We start from the raw sequence: 24,347 nt of genomic DNA on the forward strand, positions 1-24,347 counted from the left end.
TTCGGCCCCGCACTCGACGACGCCGTCCATCAAAACGCCAGGTCAGTACCGAATATGCCGAGGGCGAACGAATGTGGCGTTCGTCAGTCCCCGCTATCCGGCCACGCAGCGCGTGCTCCCGGATACGAGGGCGCCTCACCAACGTACTCACGGAGGCGGGCGAGTCGACGCCGACCCGAGATCCGCAATGCAGGCGAGTGGATTCGTGTGCCAACCAGAGTAGGGGCAATACCGGTTCGCATCAGCGCAGTCGCGAGCTGGGCGTGAGTGTCCGGCGCGTGCGGGTCGAGTCCGAGTTGGTAGTGCCCGGCGTCGTGGGAGCCTGCCGCGATGGTCCAGAGCCGCAGCGCACGCGCACTCGGCACCCATCCGTTCGGAACGGCCTTCACCGCACCTCGCGACCATGTGGCGTGGAGGGCGTCGAGGAGCGGGGTGACCTGACTGCGGGCGAGCGGGTTTCCCTCGTCGGATTCCGAGACCTCGGTGTCGAGGCCGCATGCGCGCATCTCCTCGACGACGGCGCCGGCCCGCCACGGTGCGGAGAGCACGATCGATACGCGCGTACCACCCACACCGGAGCCGCTACCGGCAACGCGCGACGACTGTCCGTGCGCTGCGAGAAGGCCGCCGAGGTCGTCGAGTGACGGCTCGTCGAGTTCCGCCGAGAAGAACGCCAATTGGCCCACGGCACGAGATTACTGTGCCGCACCGGCGCCGGTCGGGAGGTGCGCAGAACTCGGGGTGGGACTGCTGATGGATGTGCGGGTCAGGACAACGCAACGCTCCCGCCCTCATGAGAGGACGGGAGCGTTGTGTCGATCAAGCTCGTCAGATGAGCCGAAGTCTCAGACGGCGCGGACGCCGGTCGCCTGCGGACCCTTGGTGCCCTGTCCGACCTCGAACTCCACGCGCTGGTTCTCCTCGAGGGTACGGAATCCGTTGCCCTGGATCTCCGAGTAGTGGACGAACACGTCGTCATTGCCCTCGTCGGGAGCAATAAAGCCGAAGCCCTTCTCCGCGTTGAACCACTTCACAGTCCCCTGTGCCATTCCTGCAATCCTTTACATACATTCAAACTGTCCCGACACGCTGGTCACGTGTCGCGGCCGGTCGTACCGCCATACCTCGGAGAACGCGGATGGGAGAGTTCGTGGACGAACACCGCTCCGCCTGACAACTTCAGTACCACGGCTGCAACCCGATCCCGCGCGATCACCGCAATGAGCGATGGCCGCCCGGGAGCTGCGGCCGAGATCAGTCAATCATGTTCGTGGCGACTTGGATAGTCGTCGCAATCACTCTGAGTCAAAACCACCCGATTTTCGGCGCTTCGAGACCGAAAGGTAACATCAGGTGCACTGAAATCCGGCCGCCCATAGGACATAATCACGAGCTCGAACCCGTTGGGTCCTCGGACACCGAGATCGCCCGGTCACCACGACATTTCGTCTATGCACCACTCCACTTTCGGCACCGAACTTCTTCGGCGCTCGCTCGCCGGTACCGATCCGGACTCCAGTCCGGTAACCCACCTCTCGGTAATCGATTCCCGCCCACCGACTTTCGCGCCATGGCCTGAATGGTTGTCAGACGAGGTACGCAGCGCACTGATCGATAGTGGAATCACGCAACCGTGGATTCACCAGACGGTGGCCGCGGATCATGTATTCAAAGGTCGGCATGTATCGATTGCCACCGGAACAGCATCTGGCAAATCATTGTCGTACCAGATGCCAATTCTGACGACTCTTCTCGCCGAACCACAGTCGACCGCACTGTATCTGAGTCCGACCAAAGCACTCGGTGCCGATCAACTCAAGGCACTCACGTCGATCATCTCCGGACGCCGAGACTTTGTTCATCTTCAACCGTGCGCCTACGACGGCGACACCGAGACCGAGATCAGGCAGTGGGCGCGAGCGCATTCACGGTGGATCTTCACCAATCCCGACATGCTGCACCTCGGCATTCTCACCGGCGTCGCCACGCCCGGCACGCACACCGGCGGCCCGTCGCGTGGGCAGTGGCGACAGTTCTTCGCGCACCTGCGCTACGTCGTCGTCGACGAATGTCACCACTACCGCGGGGTGTTCGGGTCGAACACGGCGATGGTGTTGCGTCGATTGCTTCGTCTGGCACGTGCGTGCGGGTCGGAGCCGACGGTGATCGCCGCCAGCGCCACCGTCGCGGATCCGGCCGCAGCGCTCGAACGACTCATCGGCGAGCCTGCCGTCGGTGTGACGCACGACGGATCGCCGCGGGGCGAACGTACCGTCGCACTGTGGGAGCCCGACTTCCTGCCGGGCGTGACCGGCGAGAACAACGCTCCGGTACGCCGATCCGCGGGCGCCGAGTCGGCGCGCCTGTTGGCCGACTTCGTCATCGAGGGCGCGCGCACACTGAGCTTCGGACGAAGCAGACGCGGCGTCGAGATCACAGCGTTGGGTGCCCGTAATCTACTGGCGCACAGCGCTCCCGAGCTCGTGGAGAAGGTCGCCGCCTACCGGGCGGGGTACCTGGCGGACGATCGGCGTCGGCTGGAGACGGCCATCTCCGACGGAAGTCTTGTCGGAGTCGCCACCACCAATGCACTCGAACTCGGCGTCGACATCACCGGACTCGACGCAGTGATCATCGCCGGTTACCCGGGCACCATCGCGTCGTTCTGGCAGCAAGCGGGACGTGCTGGCAGACAACGTGAATCAGGTGACGCCCTCGTGGTGCTCGTCGCCCGCGACGATCCGCTCGACACCTATCTGGTGCATCACCCGCACGCACTGCTCGACACCCCGGTCGAAGCACCCGTCATCGACCCGACAAATCCCTACATCCTCGCACCCCACCTGCTGTGTGCGGCAACCGAGTATCCGTTGGGCGACAACGAGATCGAACGGTGGGGAGCGAGCGAGGCAGTGGCCGAACTCGCCGCGGACGGCCTGCTCCGCAAACGCAAGGCGGGCTGGTATCCCGCGGCGGGCGTGGAACCCCACGGCGACATCGACATTCGCGGCGGCATCGGCGGGCAGGTACTCATCGTCGACCAGTCGTCATCGGAGTTGCTCGGCACGGTCGACGCCGGTCGCGCACCGGCGACGGTGCATCCGGGTGCCGTCCACATCCACCAGGGCGAAAGCTACGTCGTCGACGAACTCGACCTCGAGGAGGGGCTTGCGCTGGCGCACCCCGAGGAACCCGACTGGACCACGTCGGCACGTGAGACCACCGAGGTGTCGGTGACATCGGTGATCGAATCGAGGTCGTACGGGCCACTGTCCGTCGCCTTCGTCGCCGTCGACGTGAGCCATCAGGTGGTGGGTTATCTGCGGAAGCTTCCGTCCGGCGAAGTGCTCGACGCGGTCGAACTCGACATGCCGCGGCAGACCCTGCACACGCGCGCGGTCATGTACACGTTGACCCCGGAGACCCTCGCCGACATCGGCATCGATGCGACGCGACTGCCCGGCGCCCTGCACGCCGCCGAGCACGCCGCCATCGGCCTGCTCCCCCTCGTCGCGACGTGCGACCGGTGGGACATCGGCGGACTTTCGACCAACCTGCATCCCGACACGGGACTACCGACCGTTTTCGTCTACGACGGCTACCTGGGCGGCGCCGGCTTTGCCGAACGCGGGTTCGGCGAGTTCGCGACCTGGATCGCCGCGACCGCGGATGCCATCGCCGATTGCGGCTGCGAGCTGGGCTGTCCGTCGTGCGTGCAGTCACCCAAGTGCGGTAACGGCAACGAACCGCTCGACAAGGCCGGCGCCCTGGACGTACTGCGATCTATCACACACCTGATCCGGGGTATGACTCACCTCGCAAGCTGAGTCATTCGTCCACGCGCTTGCGGCGATTCGTCCTTTCTGGCAGTCCGCCGTGCACAGTCATCGGCGGTGAGGCGCCGGGATGTGGCGACGGCCCCCCAACCTGTCGGCGTCCGCATCGAGACGTCGACGTCTCGACTGCACGCCACCGGTTTCAAGGAGTGACAATGACGAACGCTGCCGTTCGCCCTCGGGCGAGCATGATGGCCCTCGCCGGGGTCTCCGTGGCGAGCGCCGCGGTGATCGGGGCCGTCCCATCGATGAGCCAGGCAGCCACATACGCCACGGCCTCGCCCGCGGCCACGGCGCTGAACACCGCCACTACGACAGCGGCGGCCACACTCGCCGGCGCAGCACCTGCGGCCGCCACCAATCCGCTCGCGATTTATCAGACGGTGCTCGCCAAGGCTCAGACCGCCATCGACAAGCTGCAGAAGACAGCCCCCAAAGACGAGTACCCGATTCTCACCCAGTTGCTGGCGAACCAGAGTGCGCTTGTCGACGGAGTCGTCGACGGTGCGGTCGCCGGAGAATGGACTCACGGGGCGGCTCCGGACTTCTCGTCACTGCAAACCCAGATCCAGGCGGTTCTCGACGGTTTCGACGTCGCTGGCACCGTGATCAAGGACAACGTGACGAAAGCACTCGGGGAGCAACTCCCCAAGCTGCTCGACGCTGTATCGACGTCACTTGCCACAGGTGACATCGAAGGAGCGATGAACAACCTGATGATGGCGGTCATCACGCCCGTATACGCACTGATCAAGCCGGGAGTGAACGGCGGTGCGACGGCGTCGCTCCTACAGATCCTCAACATCCCGCTCAACGCCGGGCTTCTCGCGGCCGGCGTGATTCCCAACGCCGACATCGCCGGCGCGGTGTCACAACCACTGAAGAACGCGTCGAAGGTGCTCGATGTCGTGCTCAAGGACGACTTCAACTACATCGGCATGGGCCTCATCAGCCCGGTGGCGGGCGGACTCGGCGGCTTCGGTCGTGGTGTGCAGAACGTGGTGAACGCGCTGGGAGACAACGACCTCGATGCTGCGCTGAATGCGCTGATCCAGGCGCCCGCCATCACGCTCGACGGCTTCCTGCACGGTGGCTACGGACCGAGTGTCGCCGGCCTGGTCGGCTTCGGCGACAGCCTCCGCGTGGTCAGCGGTGGTCTGCTCGGCGGACCGATGCAACTCTTCGGCAAAGACGCGGACGGCAACCGCGCGGCCATCCTGCCGGGCACCGGATGGGTACTGCAGAGGATCCAGCAGGACATTCTGAAGGCCATCACGCCGGTTCCGCCCAAGACCGTCAGCGCCGACATGGGCGCGCTGGTGAAGGCACAGACCGCCGACAACACGGTGCTGCCGACGGTGACCGTCGCCGATGCACCCGGCACTCCCGGCAACGCCGCCGACGAGTCCGCAGCTACGAGCCGATCTGCCGACGCCACAAGCGATCACACGGATTCGACCTCGCAATCATCGAGCGCCGACAAGTCCAACTCACCGGCCTCCACCGCCACCGCGCCGACGACCTCGACATCCGAGTCCGGTACGAACTCCGCGATAGGCGGCGACGTGAAATCCCCGGCCGTCGAGTCCCCGAGCGGCGGCAGTTCGTCCGATGCTTCACCGTCGACGTCGAACGACACGTCATCGAGCAGCACTCCACCGAGCAGCACGTCGTCGAGCAGCACGTCGAACGACACGTCGGTGAGCGGTACACAGTCGAGCAGCACGTCGGTAGGTACCGCCTCGTCGTCGACAAGTGGTTCCGCCACGAGGAGTTGATCGCACCCCCTCTATCAGTATCTCGGCGCCCGCGACCTCTTGTCGTGGGCGCCGAGTTGTGGGCCACAAGCTGAGTCATACGGCTACGCGCTTCCAGATTCCGACTCAATTTGTTGCGCTAACGATGCATTCTCGACGTCGACGCGTCCGGGTGGTGACGGGACGCGGTGGAGCGGCGGACGGTCGGGGGCCGACGCGGATCAGACCTCTGTCACCGCTGACTAGGAGTGAGCATGAGAAACGTTGCCGTTCGCCCGGGGGTGGGCGCACTGGCCCTCGCCGGAATGTCCGTCGCGAGTGCGGCGGTGATCGCAGCAGTACCGACCATGAGCCAGGCGGCGACGATCGCCGACAAGCCCGTGACAGCGTCGTCACCGGCTCGCATTGCTCTGTCCGGGTCCACGGGCATAGCGGCGCTCGCCTCCGAGGCCGCGGTCGACCCGGCCGGGATCTACGCCGACGCCGTCGAGCGGGCACTCGCGAACATCAAACAACTGCAGGCCAATTCGTCCGACAAGGCATTCCCGATCCTGAGCCAGGTGTTGCAGAACCAGCTCAACCTGATCACCGGCGTCGCCGGCGGGGTCGCCGACGGCAAGTGGACGACAGGCAAGTCGCCCGACTTCGCTGCCCTGTGGAAGGAAGCAACCGCATCGGTCACCGACCTCGGCACGGGGCTGACGGGCGCGGGACAGGACGTGGCCGACGCACTGCGCGACGACGTTCCGCCGCTGCTCGAGGCGGTCACCGATGCGCTACGGGCGGGCGACATCGAATCCGCGATGAACAACATGCTGATGGTCGCGGTGGTTCCGATCTTCGCGGCGATCAATCCCTCGTCGGGCCCGTTGCTGCCTGCGCTCGGGAAGATCCTGGACGTGCCGCTCGATCTGGGTCTGGCACTGGCCGGAGCGGTTCCCAACGATCAGATCAGTGCGGCATTGTCCGAACCGTTCAACGCGGGCAAGCGGGTCGTCGGCCAACTCCAGGAAGTCGCTCTGTTCGCGGGCATGGGCATCATCAGCCCGCTCGGTGGCGGCATCGGTGCCCTTGGGCACGCCGTCCAGACCGTCGTCGACGGCGTTGCTGCCGGGGATATGGATGCTGTCGCCTCTGCACTGCTGCAGGCGCCGGGAGTCATGCTCGACGGTCTCCTCAACGGCGGCTACGGCCCGAGCGTCGGCGACATGATCGGCCTCGGCGACTACCCGGTGGTCAACGGCGGCCTGCTGGGTCCGAAACTGAACATCACGTTCGACGACGGCGAGATCAAGATCTTCCTGCCGGGCACACTCGGTGCGCTGCAGTACATCCAGGGCAGAATCGCCGACGCCCTGGCGCCCCAGAGCTCGTCGACGTCCTCGTACACGGTCGACGCATCGGCCGTCGCAAGCTCACCCGTCGTCGCGACGTCGGGTGAGAAGTCACACGAAGCCGCCGACTCTGCCTCAGCAGCATCGGATTCCGCAGTCACTTCGGATTCGACAATCACATCGGAGTCGACTTCCGTACCGGAATCTGCCGTGCCGTCGAACTCGCCGTCCACAACGTCGACATCCGACGATCCGGCGTCGAACGATGCCGACCGGGAACGCACCGACTCGAGTAGCGCCGAGTCGGACAACGCCACATCGCAGACGGCGACCATGCCAGAAACTGCCGCGACGGACACCCCGGACGCCGGCATCTCCGAGACCGGGCAGTCCTCCGCCGGGGATTCCGCGAGCGAGAAAGCTTCGCCCGAGTCTGCTACCCCGGCACCCAGCGATTCGGCGGACGCAGGGTCGGCGTACCGCGGAGCGGCAGAGAGTGGCCGCACTTCGGCGGAGCCTCCCGCGTCCTCGAACGCATCTCCCACCACGGCTAGCTGTACTGACCCGCCAGGTTGGGTACGCGGTCGGCGGGTGAGTTGCCTCGGAGTGCGGTGTGGCCGCGTTCGTGATTGTAGATGCGAAGGAACTCGGGGAAGGCTGCGACGCGTTCGGTTTCACTGAGGTAGGGACGGGCGTAGGCCCATTCCTCCTGGAGGGTCCGGTTGAATCGTTCGACCTTGCCATTGGTTTGCGGCCGGTACGGTCTGGTCCACTTGTGCTTGATCCCGTTTTCGTCCAACAAGTCCCGGAATACCCGGGACCGGTAACAAGAGCCGTTGTCGGTCATCACTCGCGCGGTGGTGACACCGATCGAGGCGAAGTGCGCCAACGCCCGAGTCATGAACGCGGTCGCGGTTTCCTTCTTCTCATCAGCGAGGATCTCGGAGTAGGCGTAGCGGGAATGGTCGTCGACGGCGTGATGCAGATACGCGTACCCCAGGTTCGGGCGGCCAGCAACTTTGCGGGTTCGCCCAGGCTCGCGGTGGGCACTGGAGTTGCGGGCGCCCTGGGCGCGGCCGTGTACGCGATGTCCACCTCCGTCGGGGATTCTCCCGAGCTTTTTGATGTCGACGTGGATCAAGTCTCCGGGCGCTTCACGTTCATACCGGCGGACCTCGCGCCGGCGGGCACGTACCGGCGCCCCGGTCGCCGGGTCGATCCACGACAACCGCAGGCATCGGTACCGGGTCAGGATGCGGTGCACCGTGGAGACGTTCAAGCCCAGGTGAAACGCGATCCGGGCCGGCCCCCAGCGACGGGAGACGCGTAACCCGACGACTCGGCGTTCCCGGCGCCGGCGGGTGCGATGCGGACACGATCGGGGCCGGCTGGACCGATCACCCATCCCGGCCGGCCCCGATTCGCGGTAGCGATCCGCCCATCGCTTGGCCGTGGTGACCGACACGTTGAACCGGTTAGCCGCGCGGCGCAAGGGCCACCCATCTTCGACAACACACCGAGCCAGACGCAACCGGCCAGTCGGGGACAACGGTGAATTACGGTGAGACACGAAGACCTCCGGGTTGAGGAGCGGTTCCTAGACAGCTCCACACCTCACTCGGAGGTCTTCCCTATGTCACGTCGACTCGCCGAACGCCGTACCTAACGTCCCGGGTCAGTACAGCTAGCGCGGCGAGCACCAGCGGATCGTCTGGCGGATCTGCGTCGGACTGACCCGCGATCTGGTGCCCACGACCTGCTCGGGAAGGTCGTGGGCACCGTCGCATGTCTGTCCTGCCCGCACGGTCACCAACCCGGACAATTCGCCACCGTCGCTGTGGTCTATCTTGTGATTCGTACTGACAAGTAACTTGACTCACATGCACGGGTGGTGATCGGTGGAGTCACACGGTCTCGTCGGGCGCGACAATGTGCTGGCGCAGTTGGCCGAATTCGTCACGTCCACGACGGACCACTCCGCAGCACTCGTCGGCGTGGCGGGGACCGGACTCACCACCCTGCTGCTCGCGACGGAACGTATGGCAGCCGACGCGGGGACACGCGTCGTACGAATCGACGCGAGAGAGGGTTCCCACGCGGCGCTGACAGCGGTGGCCGCGGAACTTCGCGACTCCGCCGATCCTGTCCCGGTGCAACCCACGCGGTGCGGGGACGACTCGGACGCAACCGACATCACATCGCGCCAGATGCTCCTGAGCCTGGCACGCACGACACGTTCTGATCGCCTGATGATCTGTCTCGACGACGCCGACAGGCTCGACGACGCTGCCGCGCAGACCCTCTCCTATCTGAGTCGCCGACTTGCGGGAACCGGGGTCAAACTGGTCACGGCATGCTCGCCCGGTGCCGTCGGCTTGCCCAGACACGCAGTCGACGTCGCGCTGCCGATCACTTCGCTAGACGGGCATGCGTCAGATCTGTTCCTGCGACAGCATTTTCCTACAATCGACGCCCCCACGCGACGTTCTATCACTCGCCGCTCCGACGGCCTTCCGCGTGAACTCGTTCGTGCCGGTTACCTCGCGATCGCAGCGACCTCGTCGGCGACAGTCGGGAGCGAACACGCCGGTGTGGGACTCCGCAACGATGGAAGCCCCGACCTGCTACAGCGCTGCGCAGCGCAAGCACTGCGACACGGCGATTCCCACACCGCCGCAAAGACGTTCAGACTCAGTGCCGCCAGCACCGTCGATCCTGCTGCGAAGGCTCGGCGACTTGCTGCTGCGTCGGCGCTCGTGTCCGCCGCGAACGCCGACATCCCCACCGCCACATCTCTTCTCGAGCAGGCGCTCCGTGTCGACCCGAGTGCGACCCGGTCACTCGAGGCGGTCGTTGCACGCTCATATCTGTCGGCGAAGGCCCCCGAATCCATCCGTGAGGCGCAGCGCACGTTCGCGACAGCGATCCGCGCGCACCCGCCGGGCCCCGGCGATCGCATGCTCGACGACGCGCTCTGGTCACTTCTGCAACTGTGCCATCTCGGTGACCGGCCCGAGTTCTGGGCGGACTTCGCGGCACTCGTCGCACAGCATGAAGCTGTGGCGCCCGAGTGGGCACGCGTTGCGGCACAGATGTGTTCGAGTTCCCCGGCATCAGCGGACCCTCTCGACAACTGGCTCGATCGACTCATCGCCACACTGCAGCACACCGCGGACGCGGCCGACATAGTGCGCAGTGCGTTCGTCGCCACCTCCCGCAGTAGTAGCTACTGGTGGCGTGCAGCACTGCACAGGGTGTGGTCGGATCCACGGTCATCCGTGACGTCGTCGGTGTGCGCAGCATGGATGCTCGGTTCGCACTATCTCGGTGCGGGTCGCTGGGACGAGGCACAGCGAATACTCGACGACGGAATGGCCCTGTGCGCGGCGTCGGGTCTGCAACTGTACGCGCACGCCTACCTGGCACGATCGCGCCATCTGTTGGCTGCCTACCGCGGTGAACTCGACATCGCACTGCTCACGAGCACCGCCCCCGGTTGGATGGCCAACGGTGTCGGCGTCATGCGGCATCGAAACCTTCTGTACGCCGCAGCAGCGATCGGTACCGGCAATCCACGACGAGCACTACGACTGCTCCGCGCAGGAAAGGACGGGCCGGTCGACATCATCGCCCGCGGCGACCGCGGAATGATCGATCTGGCCGAAGCCGCGCGGGAAACCGGATCACAGTCGGCCACGCGGGCAATACTCGCAGGGCTGAGCGACGTCGCCGACACCGCGGACCCTCGCCTGTCCTTTCTGCGCTTGTGTTCGTCTGCGATCCTCACCGACGACAGCGAGGTGGCTGCGCGCGCTGTCGGTACTCCCGGCGCCGATCGCTGGCCGTTCGACCTCGCGCGAGTGCGTTTGCACCTCGGTCACCGGTTGCGCATGAGCGGCGATGTCCGAGCCGCGAGAGAGCAACTCCACCAAGCGCTCTCGACCTTCACCGTGCTGGGAGCCGGACACTGGTCGGCACGCGCGAGCGGTGAACTGCGCCTGCTCGGCGAGCCGGTTGCCGCCATCTCGTCGGTTGGCTCGTCTCCCCAGATCTCTGCGACCGCGCGACGCATCGCAGAGATGGCGGTGTCGGGAATGTCGAACCGCGCCATAGCATCCCGGATGGGCATCTCCCCGAGCACGGTCAGCAGTCACCTCTCACACGTTTACCGTGCCGTGGGCGTACGGTCTCGTACCGCGTTGCGTGACTGCGCAGTGTTCGCCTGATCTGGCGACACCGAATCACCCGGCCTCTCGCGCCCTGGGCCGTCGTTTCGCCGGCCTACCTCGACGCGGCAAGAGCGTCGCGCAACTCCACGCGAGACGCGACACCCAATTTGGCGTAGATCCGGTACAGGTGGTTTCCGACCGTTCGGTGAGAGATGTCGAGGCGCTCGGCAACCTCCTTGTTCGACAGCCCTGACGTCACCATCGACGCGATACGCCGCTCGTATGCGGTCAAAGCAGGCTCATCCACGGATACGTTGCGCGTGGGGGCGGTGGCGTCGAGCTCCGCCTGCGCCCGCGCAGCCCACGAGGTCGCACCGAGCGACTCGAACGTCGACCGCGCAGCCTCGAGGTGGCGTCTCGCTGCGACGAGCTCTTGTCCACGACGCAGCTCCATGCCGTAGGTGCACTGGATGCGCGCGTACTCGAACACCCACTGCTCCGCCCCGGGAACTGCGAGTGCCTGCTCGAACAACCGACGCGGGTCGCTGCTGCTGACGAGTGCTCGGCATGCGAGGTGGATCATCGCCGTCCGGGACGAGATTCGCCACAGCTGCATCTCGTCCATGGCAGCGACATGTGCTCGCGCCTCGTCGTCGCGGCCTGTGCGTGTCGCCGATCGAACGACATCGAACGCTACCGTTGCCGACATCGTGACGTAGGGGTCGAGCTCTGCGACGGGGCTGACAGCAGTCGCATGGATGTAGACCGAGCCCACATCTCCTTGCCCACCGGCGACCAGCGCCCGCAGGTGTTCAGCGAGTCGGATGAACACGAATGCGCGTCGCGGAAGGGCCCAGGAGCACATGCGAGCGGCCAGATCCTCCACCTCGTCGACGTTTCCTCGCGCGGCGGCGACCGTGCCGAGCACATAGTCGGCGAGCCATCCGAGATAAGCGCGCCGGTCGACATCGCAGACATACCTGGCCTGCTGCGCCAGTTCCGTCGTCCTGTCCCATTCACCCCGGTGGAAAGCGTCCTGCGCGAGCAACAACATCGCCCAGACGGCAGCGATCGACGCGCCGACAGGAGTGCGAAGATTACTGCGGATACCGCTGTCGACAATGCTGACTAGGTCTTCGAGCACTCCGCGGCATTCGTCGATCCGATCGAACGTCGCCGCCATCTCTGCAATCCCGGCGATCCGCAGTGGCGAATCCTCAACCGACAGTCGGGCTATCAGCATGTCGAGGGACTTGCGACGGTCGGTCGACAGCGTCGCCGGCCCATTCCAGATCGCCGACCACAAACTCGACGACGAGGCACCCACGACCTGTCGGTATCCCTCCCACAACGACGTCCGCCCACCGAGCCAGCACAACTCACGAAGAGCTTCCACCGCCTCGACGACGAGCGGATCGTCGGGGTCGTGCGGGGCAGTGCGTTCGAGTGCCTCCCGCAGCATCCGATAGGCGGTGTCGACGTCGCCGTCGTCGTCGGTCACGATGATCGCCGACGCTGCGAGTGCGTCGGTCATCGAGTCCTCGAAGTGTCGCTGCCCTGTCTGCATGTCGACGAACATCCGCTGTGCAGCAGCGTGATCGACGCGCGCGGCAATCTGCGTGGCACGCGCGAGTCTGCGATGACGTTCGCGAGGGTCACTGGTCAGCTCGCTCGCACGTCGCAACCGGAACAGGCCTCGGGACCAATTCCCTGTCCACAGATCGGCTTCGCCGTCGCGCTCCAGCCGAGCAGCCGACGCGTCGTCGAACCCCGTGATCACACAGCTCTCGAGCTCGTCCAGGTGCGTCTCGAACCCGTCCGTGGTGGCTCGTCGCGCGCACCGTGCGAGCGAACGATAGGCAGAGGACCGCTCGTCGTCGGTGGCCGCACTCATCAGCGCTGCGCCGAGGAGCGGTCGCCGGAAACGGAATTCGGCTGCACCCGGCCCCGCGGTCGACGCCAACCCGTGCGCCTCGACGAGTCCTGCGCGCGCGGCTGGCGCGATGAGCTCCGGCAACGACGCCCCGTCGAAGGCAGTCACGAGTTCGTCCACTGGCAGAGCAGGGTCGATGACGTGCATCAGGAGCATGCGTCGCGTCGCGCTCGGGAGCACCGGGGTGTCCGGAAACAGTCTGGTGCGCAATGCAGTCGACATCGGTAGCACCGTGGGCAACGACGCCGAGCCGTCGAGCTGATCGTGGCGTAGCTCCGCGGGTAATGCGCGAAGTGCCAGCGGGTTGCCTCCGGCGCTCAGCAGGATGCGGCGCCGAACTTGCGCAGCCATGAGCGGATGAGCTCGGCGCAGCACGACAGCCGCCGCATCGTTGTCGAGCGGTCCGACGTCGATATAGGTGCTCGGCCCTGTGGCGCATCGAATGTCTGTCGACGCCGCGGCCAGCACACCGACCCTCGCCAATCGTGCCGACAGGATGCTCTCGAGGACTACTGCCGACTCCTCGTCGGCGTGGTGCAGGTCGTCGACGACGATGAGAACCGGAGTATCGGAGGCGATTTCGGTGACCAGCGAGAGGACTGCAGACCCGGTCTCCGCTGCGGACGGAACCCGTCCGACGTCGAGTCCGAGTGCGAGGCGAATGGTCGAGACGTAGTCCGGTCGCACATCGGGTCGCCGGGCGTACGCCGGTCCGTCCACATGCTGCAGCAGCAGCACCTGGAGCACTGCGTAGGGCAGGCTCTGTTCGACAGCGACCGCACGCGCATGGAGAACCATCGCACCAGCTCGTCGTGCTTCGTGTGCGGCGGCCGTCACCAGCGCCGTCTTTCCCGTACCGGGCGCTCCCCGGACGAGTGCGTCGCACGGATCGCCGGCGATCACAGCTGCGACGAGATCGGCGAGCGCCGCCTGCTCACCTTCACGACCGATCAGTGACCCGAGCCGCCTCATCTGGCCGCACGCACCTCGGGCGACAGCGTCGGCGACGTTGCCGGACGACTCTGTGACGGTTTCGGTTGACACCCCGTTCATCTCCCGCAGGCCAGACGACATCGACGAGAGCGGACCGGGACAGGCACTCCCCGCAGAGCACCCGACCGCTGCTCACGCAGCCTATCGCGGACATATCGGACCACCCCCGCCGCCTGCGTCATCGCCGGTTGGGCCACTGCCCGATCGAACGGGTGGGGATCTCACCACCCTCGCCGTCGCCACCGATGACCAGCGTATTCGCGGTCTTCGCGGTCTCGGCAGACCGATCGATCCGATTCCTGTGTGGTCGCGCGAAGACTCGAAAAAGACCGAATCCCGCCATGACCTCCTGTCACAGGCTGTTCTCAGGGATACTTGAACGATGCATGAGGGGACCCCCGACCGCGTGACACCGTCGCCACTCATTACCCGTGCGCGTCCCGCGTTCTTCCTGCTGGCGCGCCCGACGGGCTCCGCCGATCAGCTGCCTGCGTCGATCGGCGAGACCGACGTCTTCTTCTCAGAGGCTCAGGCCCTCGACGCGCTCGATATCCACTTCGCGTGGTGCACGGCACGTTTGGATGCCGACCTCGTCGACAACGCGCAGTGGTACCTGCAGAGTGCGATGGTTGGTCCGCGAATCGCCACCGCACTCGGCGAGGTCTACCTCGCTGCCGACAGCGATTCCGGCGACGTCCACGCCGCCGCGGGCGCCTTCCTCACCGAAAGCGAAGTGGTGCACTGGGCGCCCTTTGTCGACGCCGTGCAGCCACGCATCCCCAACACCAGGGGCGAGCGGTTGCGCCTCGCCTATCGGGGTGACGCCGAGGTCTCGTTCTCCCATGTGTGGTTCGCCCCGATGGATTCGACGCGGGTGTACCCCAAGCGCATCCACATCGGCGACGACGCGCTCTGACACCACCATCCCCCTCACGTGTCGGTGCTGCAGATGTCAGGCTTCGCGGCCGCGGGACACTCGCTCACCTGGTGCAACCAGGACGTCTACGGGTCATCGACCGGCCCTGCCCGGGCGCGGGCGGACGCGGCGTGGATTCCCAAGGCCCCCAACGAGACAGATACCCGAGCACCGACAACCACGTCGTCGCCGACGACCTTGCACTCGAACACCTCGGCGCGCGGTCGTTGCTCTCCAACGACCGATCTGGCAGTAGCACACGGATCAGCCCGCGCCGCAAAATGATCGGCCGCGGCAGCCAATGCCGCGAGGTCGGCCGCCGACTGCGCTCGGTGCCGCGCCAAGGTCGCGGCGCCGACATAGATCACCAACACGAGCAGCGCCGCGATACCGGCGATCGCACCTGCCGCTGCCACGGTCGCGTAGCCGTCGTCGTCGCGAAGCAGCCGGATGTGTCGTATCGACACAGGCAGTCGCTCGGCACACATCCTCTCCGCGCATCGGGGTGACAGGCAGCGACGTGGCCACCTCACCGCGACACTCCGGGCGCGATGATCACCTGATCAGTGCCCTCGGGTTCGGGCACCGCGACCGCCCGCGCCGACAACGTCAATCCCGGCATCATCGGAGCGCTCCGGCGGACGTCGACAACGACCCGGTCGGCCTGCACCGCAATGGAGATCTGCGCACCGGGCACGATCTGCTCACCCACAGCACGCGCGTGATCATCACCGGCAGCCGTCAACCGGGCCACCTCACGCGCAGCATCGGCGCAGCGAATCTGCGCCGTCACCGCGGTGATCACGCCGACCGCCAGGATCACGACCCCACGACAGCCGAAATCGCATACGCCCCTTCGATGGTGACCATCCCCGACTCGTCGTCGACCATCCGTCGCAGACGCATCTCAGCCCACCGACGTGTTGAGCGCCTTGGTGATGATTCCGGTCAACGCACTGACGATGTTGTCGCCGCTGACCACCGTGTACAGAATCGCACCAAAAGCGGCGGCAGCAATCGTGCCTATCGCGTACTCGGCCGTGCTCATCCCCTCGTCGTCGGTCATCAGTCTGGTCAGAGTGGCATTGGTGCGGGTGGTGAATCGTTGCGCCGCGGTACGGGTGGCATCGTTGATCTTCATGGGTCGACCTTTCATTCGGGTGGAACTGATTGGTGTGGTGGTGCTTTGACGTTGAGACCCCGGCGAGAGATCCATCGGGTTGGAAAAACCTGGCGACGTCTCGACGGAGTGCATGTCTAGAGCCCGGCGAGCGTGGTGCCTGCCAGACCGATCACCACGGGCACGATGCCGAGACAGACGAACGCGGGTAGGAAGCACAGACCGAGCGGACCGCTCACCAGCACACCGGCGCGCTCGGCGCGTGCATGCGCATCGTCGTGAGCGCGACGCCTGGTCTCCGTGGCGAGTTCGGATACCTGCACCGACAGCGCCGACCCCGCCCTCGCCGACCGGCGCGCGAGCATCGACAACTGCTCGAAATGATCCGCCGCGCCTTTTTTGCGACGAGCACCCTCACCCACCGGTTGCGTCGACCACGCGCGCTCGGGTTCGGCACCGAGTTCGAGGAGTTCCGCGGTCTCCGTCAGCGGCCGCGCCAATGCCGCAGGCGCTGTGTGCGAAACCGCGACCGCCGCTGCTGGCACCGTGAGCCCCGCACGCAGGCACACCGCGAACAGGTCGAGCGCCGCCGCCACGGCGAATGGGTCGTCGACGTCACGCGATGCACCGAGCCACCGTGGTTCACCTCGCGGGCGCACGGGAGGCTCGACCACCCGATACAGCAACCAGCGCTGGGGCGGCAGAAGCCATGCTGCGGCGGCGAGCAGCATCAACGCCAGCGATGTCGCCGTCATCCGCGCACGACCTTGTCGGTGATGCGCTCGGTCCAGATCATGCCCGCAGCCACCAGTGCGGTCCCGATCACCAGCAGCGCACCACCGAGACCTCCGCCGAGAAGCACCTGAACGGGCTGCGCGCCGGTTGCCTGACCCAGACCGATTCCGAGGAGAGGCAATCCGGCCAGCACAACCGCAGTCGCCCTCGGCCCGGCGAGCCCGGCGCGAGTGCGCTCGGTGAATGCGCGTCGCGCGACCAGATCGGCTCGTAGCGCCTCGAGCAGGTCCGCCATGGGGACCCCCGATGCTCAGCGGTCTGCCACGCGACCGCGATACGCCGCCATGACTGCAACGTCGACGTCGAGGCGGACTGCCGGGACCGTGAAACGCCATGCGCGTCGTCCTGGTCGACGACGATGCGACCGCCCAGCTCGGCGCGAGCCGCCAATACCGTAAGCCCCTCGGCGACCTCGCAGGTCGCACCGCGCTGACGCGAGAGCTCCTGTGCTGCCTCAGCACACGCGCGAGCCGGGGGTGCCCCCACGGAAAGTTCGGCGATCATCAACCCCAATGCGGTCAGCATGTCGTCGCGCTGTTCCTCGTGTTCGGCCGTCCGACGCCTACGCCGACGCAGCCAGACGACAAGTGCCACGACGATCGACGACGCCCCTGCGCCTGCGAACCCGCCCACCGACAGCGCCACGATCGGCGCGCAGAGCAGAACGAGCACGGCCGGGGACACACGGATTCGTTGTGCACCAACGCGTCCGGCCACCGACTCCATGCGACTCTCGATCCGACTCGCCGGCCACCACGTCACAGCGATCGCGAATGCCGCGAGCACGAGACTCACAGGCGCTCCTCGACGAGTGCGTCGAACTCCGCACGATGCTCGGTGAACCCACTGCTGCGCAACCAGATCGGCAGAATCGTCACCCAGCCCTCGGTGTTGCGCGAGACGAGACCGACCTCGACGACGCCCCGCGCGCCACCGGCGGTCCGACTGACCCCGACGACCACTCGCACCGCCGCCGCGAGCTGCGAGTGCAACGCCTCTCGATTCATGCCACCCAGAGCCGCAAGAGCTTCCATGCGAGCGGGTACCTCCGACGTCGAGTTCGCGTGCAACGTTCCGCCACTGCCCTCGTGGCCGGTGTTGAGCGCGGTGAGCAGATCGATGACCTCCGCACCGCGAACCTCACCGACGATGATGCGGTCGGGCCGCATTCGCAGCGCTTGGCGCACCAGTACCCGCACCGGGACCTCACCTCGCCCTTCGACATTCGACGTCCGTGCGACGAGACGGACCACGTGCGGATGTGCAGGCGAGAGCTCGAGCGCGTCTTCGACGCACAGCACACGATCGGCCGGATCCATTGCGCCGATCAGCGCGTTCAACAGCGTGGTCTTGCCCGAACCCGTGCCGCCGACGATGAGAAAGGCCAGGCGCGCGGCAACCATCGCCTCGAGCACGCCGACCAGTTCGTCGGGGATCGCACCCGAGGTGATCAGGCCCCGCATATCCATTCCCGCTGTACGCAACACTCGTAGCGATATGCAGGTGCCATCGGCCGCCAGAGGTGGGATGACAGCGTGAAGTCTCACTGTCAGTCCACGCCGACCCAGCGAGGTCAACTGGGCGTCGACCCACGGCTGTGCATCGTCGAGTCGCCTTCCCGCGCCGAGTGCCAACCGTGCGGCGAGTCGTCGGACGGCCGCATCGTCGTCGAACGTGACGTCCGTGGGTTCGAGACCGCTGCCACGGTCGACCCACACCCGCGTCGGCCCCACGACGAGCACGTCAGCGACGCCCGGTTCGGAGAGGAGTACTTCGAGTCGTCCGGCGCCGGTGAGTTCTGTCTGGAGATGGCGTAACGCTGCGAGCAGGTCGGTGTCGCCGAGTACTCCACCCGACTCGGCACGTATGGCTTCGGCGATCACCGCGGCAGTCGGCTCGGCCGACTCAGCCGCGAGCCGTTCACGCACGCGGTCGATCAGGGCTTCGTCGGAGGGCGCGGAACCGTCCTGAGGACGCAGTGGTCTCTGTGGCGCTGCGCTACTCACAGGCCCACCGCCCTGGCGTCAGCTAACCGGGCGTAAACCGACCGCGCTGCTCGACCCAGTGGGCTGCGCGGTGCCACCTGCATTCGACCGGCCTCGAGGCGGGCGGGCAATCGCGGATCAGGACGGATCGTCGCGATCAGCGGCACACCGACGGTATCGGCGACATGGGCCGCACGCAGTCCGCCGGGAGCGGGCCCTCGGATCACGAGTTCGACCCGTGCACACGTCGTCAACAATCGATCGATCAGCAGTCGGGCGGCCGCGGTACCCGCGACCGTCGGTGTCGTCACCACGACAACCAACTCGGCAGATTCGGCAACGGCACGGACCACGGGAGTGTCGGCGCGCGGGAGGTCGGCGATCACGAGGTCTCCGTGTGCGCGGCCCGCATCGACCGCGGCAAGCACTGTGCTCAGGGCAAGTGGTCGGGAGCCGTCACGTCGCCCCGTCACCACCGCGAGCATCTCGTTGTAGCGCGGTAGTGCGTTGCGGAGTGACTCACCGTTGACCGCACCATCGTCGAACGACAGATCCTGCCAGCGCAGGCCCTCCCGCCCTTCCAGTCCGAGCGTGAGGTCCAATCCCGCGCCGAGGTCGTCGATGTCGAGCAGCAACACGCGCTCGCCGCTGTCGACCGCGGCGAGGGCACTCGCGACAGCGAGCGTCGACGCACCGGCCCCTCCGTGGGCGGAGATGAATGCGAAGGCCCCGGCCTGCTGCGGTGCCGGCAACCGCAGTTCAGTCAGGATGCGGACGAGATGTGCTTCGTCGATCGGCAGAACGGCGGAGTCGACGGCGCCGAGGTCGAGCGCATCGCGCCAGGTGCGCGACGCGGGTTCTACGTCGGAGATGAGCACGACACCACCACGCCGGGGCAGTGGTCCTTCGGCGAGTACTGCGACCGCGGGCGGGTCGACCAGGACTGCTCGTGCTGTCAACCAGTCACGTCGGCAGTCGTGGGCGTCGCCCGAGACGATCCTGTACCCGGCCGCCGCCGCACATCGTGCGACGTCGTCGAGCAGAGGGTCTTCTACGAGGGAGAGCAGGTGGTCGGACATGCATGTCAGCATGTGCGGCGGGTACCGGCTCCGGATCTCGACGCGCTCACTGCGCCCGAATCTGTGGACATACCTGCCACTGTGGATAAACTTGCGTGACCGACAACGTATGCTTGTTCATCGTGATGGTCAGCACATTTTCCCACGCACCGCGCTTTGGTGTGGTGAATAGCGGCTTCAAAGGGGTAATCTCACAGAGTCGCCGCGCAGACACCCACGTCGGACGCGGAAGGCGCTGATCTGCAGAAGAAGTTGAAAAGACAAACGACCCCCAGACAGAGTACAACCCCGGCCAGGGGGGGAGGGGGCCGGGGTTGTCGCGTTTCAGCCCCGGGGGGTCGGGCTGAAAGGCACCGGCTCAATCAAGAACCGGGTGATACCGACTATACACACTCCAACCGCAGGTGAGAACACTCATCGCGCGCATTTACGATATTTGGTCATGCGCTGGCGTCGCCAGTCCCCGAACTGCGACACACACCGCCCTGAACTGCGAAAACACTGAGTGCGCGAAGCGTTGCACACGACGCAGTTAAAGATGTCTAACCGGATGTCACCCGAGAATCGGGCTGATCGCGCGCCCCGGCGGGTCTCGCCGGCGTCGGTCATTGCTGTCGGATGTTCATTCGCGTCAACGGGAAGTCGCCTCACGAAGCTGCCCGACCACACGCGCGGGATGGTGCGCTACAGCCACGGGATGGTGCGCCACAGCCACGGGATGGTGCGCTACAGCGCACGGCCGGCCGATGGCGCACTACTGCGCAGACGTGTCGCCCACACCCCGGCGCACACCGCGTCGAATCCCATCCGCGTTGCAGTGCCGTCGATCAGTCTGATGAGAGGGCTTGATGTGACGTCGATCACGGTGTAGAACGTAAATCACGGAAACCTCGTCGAGCAAAGTTCGAGCCGGAAGAGAAGGACCGAACCCCCCGACGAGCACTCCCAGCACGGGCGGCAAGCACCCACGCGGAGCACGCCGCATTAGGCACAAGTGTTGTGCGCCTGCGACATCGCGGCTACGAGCAACAACTCCGACACCTGCAGCGCCACGCCTGGTCCGAGAGTTCGTCCGGCACCGACATCGACGGATGCCGTGAGCGGACCAGAGAGCAAGGGCAGCGCGACGAAGGAGACCTGTTCTCGCGGAAGCGATTCCTCGCCGAGGCGGTGACCACAACCCACCGCAGCACGCTTGGTAACTTGGGTCCGTGCTACGCGGGCGGCAACCTGTCGACAGACAGGTGGGCCGCCCGCAGTGCTGTCCGGGGTCGGGCCCTCGGACCCAATCACCACAACCGGATTCAACGCCTGAAATCGACTGCGGGGGAGTTCATCCCGCGCGAGCGGCGTCGGCGATCGACTTCGCCTCGGTCGCTCCCGCCACCATCGCCTCGCAGCAGAACACGATCCATGCGGCCAGTGCGGCCGGATCACCGGAGCCGAATGCCGTTGCCAACGAACGATATTCGCCGACCTTCTTGAACCACGTCACCTCGGGAACCCCGAGGTTGTGTGGATCCAGTCCACTCGACGTCGACGTCAGTCTCGATGCCGCACGGGCGACAACACCGCTGGCGCTACCGAATGCGTCGAGCGTCAACAGTTCGCCGTGGACCACTGCGGCCACCACCGGTGCAGGCGCCGACGTCGCGCCGGTGATCAACTGGCCGAGCAGGTCGAGCCGCGCCGCCACCTGCGCACCGGGCCGAGGCCGTCCGAGTAGTTCCGGGTCCTCGACCAGATCGCTGGCGGCGAGCACGTGCAACCGCGCGAATGCCTGCGCGGGCGCACGGCGGAACACCGAGGTCAACTGCTCGAGCGAATCACCGTCGAGCGCCTGGGCCACGCGCATCGCGCCGGCAAGGATCGGGTCGTCGAAGTCTCCGTCGCGCCTGAGTTCGACGCTCCCCCCGTCGATCGCCGCAGACGATCGACCCGCTCGCCACGACGCCTCCGTCGCGGTGTTGTTCCAGCCGCGCAGGTTCGCCGGATGCCGGTGCACGGCGCCGAGCGCATCGCGGGCACGATCGGCGGCCTCGCGCACGCCGGGCAACTCCACGAGCGGCGCGAGAGGATCGGTGGTCACAGGTCGCCACGGTAATCGATCACTCGCACGCGCCCTGCCGACCCCCATCCACGGGTTGGCGACGCACTGTCGGTGCACACTGCCCCACGACCGCTCGTCGCAGCGAACCGACACCTCGGCGCAGCCGCCCCCCGGGCCGGTGCAACGCCACCCCAACGTGACTACCCTCACTATGAGACCCCGGCCCGTCTCACCTCACGTCGGCAGGCCACACCGAACGCGTACCGAGAGCGAAAGGCACTGTTCAAAGATGTCCACCACTGCACAACCCACTGCCAAGGCATACCCGCCGTCGCCTGAGTTCGTCGCCCAGGCCAACGGCACGGCGGCGCTGTATGACCACGCCAACGCAGACCGTCTCGAATTCTGGGCGGAGCAGGGACGTCGACTGGACTGGGACACCGATTTCGACCAGGTCCTCGACTGGTCGGACGCGCCGTTCGCCAAGTGGTTCGTCGGCGGAAAGCTCAACGTCTCGGTGAACTGCGTCGACCGCCACGTCGCCGCGGGCAAGGGCGACCGCGTCGCGATCCACTGGGTCGGTGAACCGGGCGATTCGCGCGACATCACCTACAGCCAGCTCAAAGACGAGGTCTCCAAGGCAGCCAACTACTTCGCCTCGATCGGACTCGTCGCGGGCGACCGGGTCGCCATCTACATGCCGATGGTGCCCGAAGCGCTGATCTCCATGCTGGCGTGTGCGCGTCTCGGCCTGACCCACTCCGTGGTCTTCGCGGGCTTTTCGGCCGGTGCGTTGCGTTCTCGCGTCGACGACGCTGAAGCCAAACTCGTCATCACCACCGACGGCCAGTTCCGCCGCGGCAAGCCCGCACCTCTCAAAACCGCGGTCGACGAGGCACTCGGCACCGGCGACGACGCCGCGAAGTCCGTCGAGAAGGTCCTCGTCGTGCGCCGCACCAACCACGATCCCGATCTGAACTGGGTCGACGGCCGCGACGTGTGGTGGGAGGACACCGTCGACGAGTCGTCTGATCACCACGAACCCGAAGCCTTCGACGCCGAGCATCCGCTGTTCCTGCTCTACACCTCGGGCACCACCGGCAAGCCGAAGGGCATCGTCCATTCCTCCGGCGGATACCTCACCCAGGCCAGCTACACCTTCCACTACGTCTTCGACCACAAGGAAGGCCGCGACGTCTTCTGGTGCGGTGCAGACATCGGCTGGGTCACCGGGCACTCGTACCTCGTCTACGGGCCGCTCTCCAACGGCGCGACCGAGGTGGTCTACGAGGGCACCCCGAACTCGCCCAACGAACACCGCCACTTTGAGATCATCGAGAAATACGGCGTCACAACCTATTACATCGCCCCGACGCTCGTCCGCACCTTCATGAAGTGGGGACGCGAGATTCCCGACGCCCACGACCTGTCGTCGATTCGTCTGCTCGGTAGCGTCGGCGAACCGATCAACCCCGAAGCGTGGAAGTGGTTCCGCGAGGTCATCGGCGGCGACAAGGCGCCGATCGTCGACACCTGGTGGCAGACCGAAACCGGCGCGATCATGATCTCGCCGCTGCCCGGCGTCACCACGACCAAGCCCGGTTCGGCGATGGCTCCGCTGCCGGGCATCTCGGCGAACATCGTCGACGACAACGGCAAGCCCGTCGGTGCAGGCGAGCAGGGATACCTGGTCCTCGATCAGCCGTGGCCGTCGATGCTGCGCGGCATCTGGGGCGACGAGGAGCGTTACCGCGACACCTACTGGTCACGGTTCGCCGAGCAGGGCTGGTACTTCGCAGGCGACGGTGCGCGCTACGACGAGGACGGTGCGCTCTGGGTCCTCGGCCGAGTCGACGACGTCATGAACATCTCCGGCCACCGCATCTCGACCGCTGAGGTGGAATCGGCACTGGTCGGGCACTCCGGCGTCGCCGAAGCGGCGGTCATCGGTGCCGCGGACGAGACGACCGGCCAGGGCATCGTCGCCTTCGTGATCCTGCGCGAAGGTGTCGAGAACACCGGCGACGCACTGATCGCCGAACTCCGTGAGCAGGTCTCGGTCGAGATCTCCCCGATCGCCAAGCCGCGCGAGATCAACGTGGTTCCCGAACTGCCCAAGACCCGCTCGGGCAAGATCATGCGACGCCTGTTGAAGGATGTCGCCGAGGGCCGCGAACTCGGCGACACCTCGACGCTCGTGGATCCGTCGGTGTTCGAGGCGATCCGCAGCCGACGGGTCTGAGCGCACACCGAATACGACGACATCCCGACGGCTCGCCCGATTCCAGTCACTCTCCACAGCGCCCACCGGCAAAGGACCAGGTCGGCGCCGTCGGTGAGCAAGAAAATGAGTGGAAACGGGCGAGCCGCTTCCGTGGGA

The 24,347-nt window shown here is 66.3% G+C and carries 17 protein-coding genes and 1 pseudogene; 6 read left to right on the forward strand and 12 right to left on the reverse strand.

What is annotated here, in order from left to right:
- Positions 1-83: 83 nt before the first annotated feature.
- Both LK459_RS06590 and LK459_RS06595 read right to left on the reverse strand, forming a co-directional pair.
- On the reverse strand, positions 84-686 hold the full coding sequence (locus LK459_RS06590; RefSeq protein ID WP_007237855.1) for a hypothetical protein: 603 nt from the start codon (positions 684-686) through the stop codon (positions 84-86).
- Between the two features lie 159 nt (positions 687-845).
- Positions 846-1,049, reverse strand: coding sequence for a cold-shock protein (locus LK459_RS06595; protein ID WP_005171662.1), 204 nt, complete (start codon positions 1,047-1,049; stop codon positions 846-848).
- A gap of 402 nt (positions 1,050-1,451) precedes the next feature.
- Here LK459_RS06595 and LK459_RS06600 point away from each other — a divergent pair, with 402 nt between their 5' ends.
- Complete coding sequence (locus tag LK459_RS06600) at positions 1,452-3,827, forward strand: DEAD/DEAH box helicase (protein ID WP_039993691.1); 2,376 nt, start codon at positions 1,452-1,454, stop codon at positions 3,825-3,827.
- A gap of 164 nt (positions 3,828-3,991) precedes the next feature.
- Positions 3,992-5,614, forward strand: a complete 1,623-nt coding sequence (locus LK459_RS06605; RefSeq protein WP_138985202.1) for a hypothetical protein — start codon at positions 3,992-3,994, stop codon at positions 5,612-5,614.
- A 1,863-nt stretch (positions 5,615-7,477) separates the two neighbouring features.
- Here the strand turns inward: LK459_RS06605 and LK459_RS06610 are convergent.
- On the reverse strand, positions 7,478-8,497 hold the full coding sequence (locus LK459_RS06610; RefSeq protein ID WP_039993135.1) for an IS481 family transposase: 1,020 nt from the start codon (positions 8,495-8,497) through the stop codon (positions 7,478-7,480).
- 328 nt (positions 8,498-8,825) lie between these two features.
- Between LK459_RS06610 and LK459_RS06615 the strand changes: the two genes are divergently transcribed.
- On the forward strand, positions 8,826-11,153 hold the full coding sequence (locus tag LK459_RS06615; protein WP_007237859.1) for a LuxR family transcriptional regulator: 2,328 nt from the start codon (positions 8,826-8,828) through the stop codon (positions 11,151-11,153).
- 55 nt (positions 11,154-11,208) lie between these two features.
- Here LK459_RS06615 and LK459_RS06620 read toward each other — a convergent pair whose 3' ends face one another.
- Positions 11,209-14,082 (reverse strand): helix-turn-helix transcriptional regulator, encoded by a 2,874-nt coding sequence (locus LK459_RS06620; RefSeq protein WP_233425440.1) that lies wholly within the window; start codon positions 14,080-14,082, stop codon positions 11,209-11,211.
- Between the two features lie 322 nt (positions 14,083-14,404).
- On the opposite strand from LK459_RS06620, the gene LK459_RS06625 reads away from it, so the two are divergent.
- Entirely contained in the window at positions 14,405-14,938 is a 534-nt protein-coding gene (locus LK459_RS06625) for a hypothetical protein (protein WP_007237862.1), read from the forward strand.
- An 86-nt stretch (positions 14,939-15,024) separates the two neighbouring features.
- On the opposite strand, the gene LK459_RS06630 is transcribed toward LK459_RS06625, so the two are convergent.
- The 7 genes and pseudogenes from LK459_RS06630 to ssd form a co-directional block, all read right to left on the reverse strand.
- The gene (locus tag LK459_RS06630; protein WP_227922329.1) at positions 15,025-15,426 is read right to left on the reverse strand and encodes an Rv3654c family TadE-like protein; all 402 of its coding nucleotides are present in this window, start codon (positions 15,424-15,426) and stop codon (positions 15,025-15,027) included.
- A 41-nt stretch (positions 15,427-15,467) separates the two neighbouring features.
- Positions 15,468-15,844 (reverse strand): annotated as a pseudogene (locus LK459_RS06635) (TadE family type IV pilus minor pilin).
- 1 nt (position 15,845) lies between these two features.
- On the reverse strand, positions 15,846-16,079 hold the full coding sequence (locus tag LK459_RS06640; RefSeq protein WP_007237865.1) for a DUF4244 domain-containing protein: 234 nt from the start codon (positions 16,077-16,079) through the stop codon (positions 15,846-15,848).
- Between the two features lie 116 nt (positions 16,080-16,195).
- A complete protein-coding gene (locus LK459_RS06645; RefSeq protein ID WP_007237866.1) occupies positions 16,196-16,813 on the reverse strand; it encodes a type II secretion system F family protein in 618 nt (205 codons plus the stop codon).
- On the reverse strand, positions 16,810-17,088 hold the full coding sequence (locus LK459_RS23220) for a hypothetical protein (protein ID WP_007237867.1): 279 nt from the start codon (positions 17,086-17,088) through the stop codon (positions 16,810-16,812). The genes LK459_RS06645 and LK459_RS23220 overlap by 4 nt, the downstream gene beginning before the upstream one ends.
- Before the next feature lie 556 nt (positions 17,089-17,644).
- Positions 17,645-18,859 carry a TadA family conjugal transfer-associated ATPase gene (locus LK459_RS06655; protein WP_227922330.1) on the reverse strand — a complete coding sequence of 405 codons (1,215 nt, stop codon included), beginning with the start codon at positions 18,857-18,859 and terminating at the stop codon, positions 17,645-17,647.
- A complete protein-coding gene (ssd, locus tag LK459_RS06660; RefSeq protein ID WP_039993504.1) occupies positions 18,856-19,917 on the reverse strand; it encodes a septum site-determining protein Ssd in 1,062 nt (353 codons plus the stop codon). Before ssd ends, LK459_RS06655 begins: the two co-directional genes overlap by 4 nt.
- A 676-nt stretch (positions 19,918-20,593) precedes the next feature.
- On the opposite strand from ssd, the gene LK459_RS06665 reads away from it, so the two are divergent.
- Entirely contained in the window at positions 20,594-20,788 is a 195-nt protein-coding gene (locus LK459_RS06665; RefSeq protein ID WP_138985175.1) for a hypothetical protein, read from the forward strand.
- A 462-nt stretch (positions 20,789-21,250) separates the two neighbouring features.
- Here LK459_RS06665 and LK459_RS06670 read toward each other — a convergent pair whose 3' ends face one another.
- Positions 21,251-22,006 carry an oxidoreductase gene (locus LK459_RS06670; RefSeq protein WP_227922331.1) on the reverse strand — a complete coding sequence of 252 codons (756 nt, stop codon included), beginning with the start codon at positions 22,004-22,006 and terminating at the stop codon, positions 21,251-21,253.
- Positions 22,007-22,256: 250 nt separating this feature from the next.
- On the opposite strand from LK459_RS06670, the gene acs reads away from it, so the two are divergent.
- Complete coding sequence (gene acs / locus LK459_RS06675; RefSeq protein WP_007237554.1) at positions 22,257-24,209, forward strand: acetate--CoA ligase; 1,953 nt, start codon at positions 22,257-22,259, stop codon at positions 24,207-24,209.
- The last annotated feature ends 138 nt before the right edge of the window (positions 24,210-24,347 follow it).

Source organism: Gordonia otitidis (genome assembly GCF_020735545.1).
GTDB classification, from domain to species: domain Bacteria; phylum Actinomycetota; class Actinomycetes; order Mycobacteriales; family Mycobacteriaceae; genus Gordonia; species Gordonia otitidis.